4 protein-coding genes and 2 pseudogenes are annotated in these 5,007 nt (G+C 59.3%); 3 read left to right on the forward strand and 3 right to left on the reverse strand.

The window, feature by feature from the left end:
- Positions 1-234, reverse strand: a pseudogene (locus BDW41_RS22790) (integrase); the annotation flags it as partial.
- Between the two features lie 105 nt (positions 235-339).
- Between BDW41_RS22790 and BDW41_RS22795 the strand changes: the two are divergent.
- A complete protein-coding gene (locus BDW41_RS22795) occupies positions 340-1,236 on the forward strand; it encodes a DNA-binding protein (RefSeq protein ID WP_074552313.1) in 897 nt (298 codons plus the stop codon).
- Positions 1,237-1,254: 18 nt separating this feature from the next.
- A complete protein-coding gene (locus BDW41_RS23285; RefSeq protein WP_146217410.1) occupies positions 1,255-1,593 on the forward strand; it encodes a hypothetical protein in 339 nt (112 codons plus the stop codon).
- A 143-nt stretch (positions 1,594-1,736) separates the two neighbouring features.
- Here the strand turns inward: BDW41_RS23285 and BDW41_RS23460 are convergent, their stop codons facing one another.
- Positions 1,737-1,892: a hypothetical protein gene (locus BDW41_RS23460; protein ID WP_158537028.1), complete on the reverse strand. Its 156-nt coding sequence runs from the start codon at positions 1,890-1,892 to the stop codon at positions 1,737-1,739.
- A 1,882-nt stretch (positions 1,893-3,774) separates the two neighbouring features.
- Positions 3,775-4,668, reverse strand: a complete 894-nt coding sequence (locus tag BDW41_RS22810; protein ID WP_074552317.1) for a DNA-binding protein — start codon at positions 4,666-4,668, stop codon at positions 3,775-3,777.
- Positions 4,669-4,773: 105 nt separating this feature from the next.
- On the opposite strand from BDW41_RS22810, the pseudogene BDW41_RS22815 reads away from it, so the two are divergent.
- A pseudogene (locus BDW41_RS22815) lies at positions 4,774-5,007 on the forward strand (integrase); the annotation flags it as partial.

The raw sequence follows: 5,007 nt of genomic DNA on the forward strand, positions 1-5,007 counted from the left end.
GAATTGGATCACCACGGCTTCGGTCACCGGCAACGTCAGCTCGATGCCGAAGCGCGCCTGGTGCCAGCCAGCCCAGTAGCGCAGGGCGGCCGCGTAGCTGCGGGTTGTGTTGGCCGCGGCCGCCTCAGCCAACAGCTCGCGTACCGCATCGGCCGCTTGCTGCGCCAGTTGTTCCGGCAAGACTAGGCTGGAAGCGGGTGTGGCGAGATCCGTTGAGGTACGTTTATGCTTCATAATATGTAATGTATATTACGATATAGGGCATTTATTAGTGATAATCATCACTTATCGCGAGTACGAAACCAAGCGGGCAGGGCGCCAATCGAGGGAGACCAGCGCATGGCACGTGGCATCACCCAGAACCAGGTCAATGAGGCGGCCGATGCCATCCTGGCCGCGGGTGAAAACCCGACCGTGGAGAAAGTGCGCGCCGCGCTCGGCACGGGCTCGCCCAACACGATCACGCGCATGCTGGATGGGTGGCGCAGCCAGCTTGGGAACCGGTTGCGGGAGCTAAGCGCCCTGCCGGAGGTACCTGATGCGGTGGGGCAGGTGATGATGGAGTTGTGGCGCCTCGCCATCCACCAGGCCGAACGCACCCTCGAGGATCGGTTCGCGATCGAGCGTGCCGCGCTAGATACCGCCCAGACCCAACTTGCCCAGGAACGTGAGGACTGGGAGGCCCGCTTGCAGGCCGCCGAAACTCAAATCGCCCAAGCCAAGGTAGCGCGAGATCTCGCCGAGCACGCTTGCGCCACCCTTGATGGCCAACTGCAGGACAGTCATGCGCTGCGTGCTGACCTGGCGCAGCAACGCGATCGCCTGCAAGACCAGTGTGATGCTCAGTCTGCACACATCCAGATGCTGCGGACCCAACTGGACGAGAATCAGGTCGCTTTGCGGACAGAACGTGAGCGACTGGAGGCGTATATTCGCGCTACCGAAGACCGCGCGCACCTAGAAGTCGATCGCGCACGGCAGGACGCCAAGCAATGGCAACAACGCCACGACACCATCGAGCAGATTCACCGCGAGGTCACGAGCGCGCAGCAGGCGCTACTTGACTCATGCCGCGAGCAATTGCGTGGCGCTGAGCAGGCAGCGGCACGCTACGTAGGTCAGGTAGCGGGGCTGGAGAGGGTGATTGCCAAACAAGCGACAACGCGACGGCACAAGGTCAGCGCCCCCTCTGATAACGCGAGCCATTTGGCACGACAGCGTAAAAAGCGAACATAGAACAAGCAGGAGCGCAGCATGTACGAGCTGGCACCGAACGCATCAGCATTGAATACCACCTTTTGTGGTGAGCTACTGGCTACACCCCGCGACCTCGTAAAGCGTTTCGGACCGCCCAGGCCCCCATCTGGTGATCGGAAGATTTCTGGTTCGTATGTTTTCAGCGATGAAAGCGGCAATGTCGCGGTGCTTTACGACTGGAAGTCCACCTCACTCTACGACGGACGACCAGAATCAAGTCTTCCATCTGTCGAGTCATTCTGGGCATCGGATGAGCAGGAATTATTTTGCCTGGCCGTCCGTGGAAAAGTGAACGTTCCGGCGTTTGCGAAATGGCTCGGAGCGAGAGTGAAGTAAGTAAGCAACCTATAGCAGACACACTCCGCACGGAACTCTTCAGCCAAACGGGACGGAACAGTAAGGCGCAGCAAGCGAAAGAGAGCATCAGGGCAGCACAGCGCGCAGTCCATGGTGACTTCGCGGTGGACAAAGAGGCTGGATCAGTTTGTTACTGGGTCATTTCGGTTCACGATCTTGAGGGCCATCGCGACAAGAACAACTGCCAATTGACTGGCGTTCTGCTTCTTCTGATCGAGTTGGCTTTCCAAATATCTTCCGATGGCGGCGAGCAGCCCATCAAGATAGGCACCCAGCACAGATCGTAATCTTCGATCGCTCCGTTGAAATCATTGATCTTACCGCGCATCCAAATACGGCAAAGTTCGCCATGCCTTGTCGTAGCAAAGCAAGACATTTGCGTCGCTTCGAAGCTAGTGCTCACGGCTACGTCAGCTTGCGCCAAATCACATTAAAGGCGCGTATGCGCACGACAAACGATTAGTCTGGCCCTGGCATTGACGCGAGATCACGACCGCCCTCAGTCAACTGCAGAGTTTTTGCCAGCACTGGCAGCAACTTGGCCGCAGGTTGCTGCACAATTGGTCAGTAACACACTGAGACTTTGTTCGGTGAATTACAGCAGAGTAAAAAACGGTCGAGATGTTATTGATGCACACACAATTGGACGAAGAAGATCGAACTCTTTACTGCCCAGCATGCTGGTTGGGTCAATTGAGTCGCGGTGAACCCATGCACAGGCATCCCAGTTGGGATGTAACGTACTGCACCACTTGTCAGAAGCATGGTGCGTTGCTAGACGCCGATCGTGGTGGCCAGTTCCCCTGGGGCGTCCATGCAATTGCCGCGGAGGCAGCAAAAATGTCCCTTTGTTTGCCGATCGCGTTCCACCGTCCCCGAATAGGGCTGACGACTATGCCTGAGTTCGTATGCATTGAACTTGAGGACGATGTCCGCGCTATTCATCTCGAAGCCACACTGTTGCAAGATGTTCTGGACGTCGCCGCTGACTGGCACCCCAAGCACTTTTCTATTCGGCGGCTAGAGCGTCTTTATCGACTTATCGTTCCCATCCTTTGCGACCAGTTCGGCTGGACCGCACAACACAAAAGGTGTCGACTAGGGGCATTCCCAAAGATGCCAAACTCAGCTCGATATGGAATTAATGTCATGGCCGAGGCCATATTGGCTGTCTGGCTTAACGCCCCCGTTTCTAGGGCCTCGCACAGCCGCTCCATAGCGCTGGCAGAAGTTATTGGTTGGTGGCCAGAAAGCCCTGATTTCGACCACGGATACCACCATGCGGGGCAGGTCTCCTACGACTGGCCAGACCCCAACGGCGTAAAACAGTGTGCTGCTGCGCTTCCGGGTTCCGCACGAGCAACCATTGAGTCTTGGCTCCAGAGCTTGCCTGCGACCAGACCGACGAGTCGGCGACACATAAACCGCGAATATGCCCTCAGTCGAGGTGTCGGGTTATACCGTCACTAAAGTTTGTGTCTTGTTTGGCGAGAAAACATCAATAATTTCAATCACTGGCATAAACATCGGGAAAGCGACAGAAACCAAGATTTCCGACAAGCAGCCTTGCGCCGGCTCTTTCGATAATTTGACATAATATACATTATGCGAAGTCAGAGACCTCCGGAATGGTGGGTCCAGGTGCTGGCTCTGGCGCTCCTTCTGCTCGCCGTTGTTCTCGGCACTTAAACTTCTACCTCCACGGCAGAAACCCTGCGCATTGCATGCCCATGAAGTTCCACATCGCGGAATGCGCGCCGTAAAACTTCTGCACCGAGGAACGAGGTTCCCCAACTAATCTTGTGATCTTCTCTGCTTGGTGTTGCACGCACTGATGTATACCCAACTAGCGCGCTAACACTCCGCCCATGCGCCGAGAAGGACCGTTACCGGCCTTCAGGTTGCACATTGCTGCGACCTCGATCAGATGTTCGCTGACCGGAACTGCAGCAGCGTCGCCGTGCGGAGCGTCCGCCAGCCGAGCCAAGTCTTCTCTGCCCAGTGCCAGCCACTCGGCCACGCGGGTGGGCTGAAACTCCGCATCCAGCCCGAATCCAAGCCAATCCCTCCCGGGCGCACCGGTACCAATGTTCGAGCCGGCGGGATGATTCGCGCTGCCTTGGTCCGTCACGACGTGGAACCTCTTGCGGGGGGCGTGCGTCAAGTCTGCTCTTTCTTGGCTCGCGCCGCTTGCTGTACCCGTCTGGATTGAGCTTTCTTCTTTGGCTTCGGCGGGACTTGTTGGCTCAGGGCCTTCTCCAGGCCCGCCACCTGTCCCGCGTAGCGAGCGATCTCTCGGTCAGCTTCGCGCAGCTGGTCACGCAGCGCTCCAAGCTCTGTTCGGAGGGATGACTCGGTATCCCGATGTGACCGTTCGGCGTTCTCCAGCCGCTGCTGCCATTGTTTGGTTTCTTGGCGCAGCCGATCGACTTCCTGGTGGGCGCGATCCTCGATGTTGCGCACATATGACTCCTGGCGGGCCCGTTCCGCGGCCGCCGTTTGCTGCTGCTCTACTAGCTGCCCGCGCAACCCCTGAAGCTCGGCACTCAGCTGATCGCACTGCACCTGCAGCCGATCCCGTTGCTGGGCGAGGTCAGCGCGAAGCGCGTGGCTGTCCTGCAGCTGCGCATCCAGGGTGGAGCAGGCGTGTTCGGCCAGATCCTTGGCCGCCAGGGTCCGAGCACGCTCGGTCTCCGCGGCCTCCAAGCGGGCAACCCACGTCTGGCGTTCGGCCGTAAGGGTGTTCCGGGCCGTCTCCAGCGCTGCCCGCTCCTCCGCAAAGCGCGCGGCGATCGCCTGGCTCGCGTGCTCGGTGGCCAGCTGCCACAGGCCCATCATTGCCTGCCCCACGGGGAGCGGTAGCTCCGGCAAGGCGCTGAGCTGGCGCAACCGTTCGCCGAGATGATTGCGCCACACGTCGAGCATCCGCGTCACCGTGTTGGGCGAGCCCGTGCCGAGCGCGGCGCGCACTTTCTCCACGGTCGGATTCTCGCCGGCGCCCAGGATGGCGTCGGCGGCGGCGTTGACCTGGTCTTGGGTGATGCCACGTGCCATGCGCTGGTCTCCCTCGATTGGCGCCCTGCCCGCTGGGTTTTCTACTCACGATAAGTGATGATTATCGCTAGTAGACGCCCTATTTCGTAGTATACATTACGACTTATGAAGCATAAACGCGATTTACTCGCCCTCGCGGCACCGGCTGCCGGCCTGGTGTTGCCGGAGCAGCTGGCCCACCAGGCCGCCGATGCGGTGCGCGAACTGCTCGCCGAAGCCGCCGCCGCCAACACCACCCGCAGCTACGCCGCCGCCCTGCGCTACTGGGCCGGCTGGCACCAGGCGCGCTTCGGCGTCGAACTCACGCTTCCGGTGAGCGAGGCCGTGGTGATCCAGTTT

The sequence above is a fragment of the Dyella sp. AtDHG13 genome (assembly GCF_003201105.1).
GTDB classification, from domain to species: domain Bacteria; phylum Pseudomonadota; class Gammaproteobacteria; order Xanthomonadales; family Rhodanobacteraceae; genus Dyella; species Dyella jiangningensis_B.

Coding starts and splice junctions, on each gene's coding strand:
- BDW41_RS22810 (WP_074552317.1), bottom strand. CDS start 4,668: ATGGCACGTGGCATCACCCAAGACCAGGTCAACGCCGCCGCCGACGCC.
- BDW41_RS23285 (WP_146217410.1), top strand. CDS start 1,255: ATGTACGAGCTGGCACCGAACGCATCAGCATTGAATACCACCTTTTGT.
- BDW41_RS22795 (WP_074552313.1), top strand. CDS start 340: ATGGCACGTGGCATCACCCAGAACCAGGTCAATGAGGCGGCCGATGCC.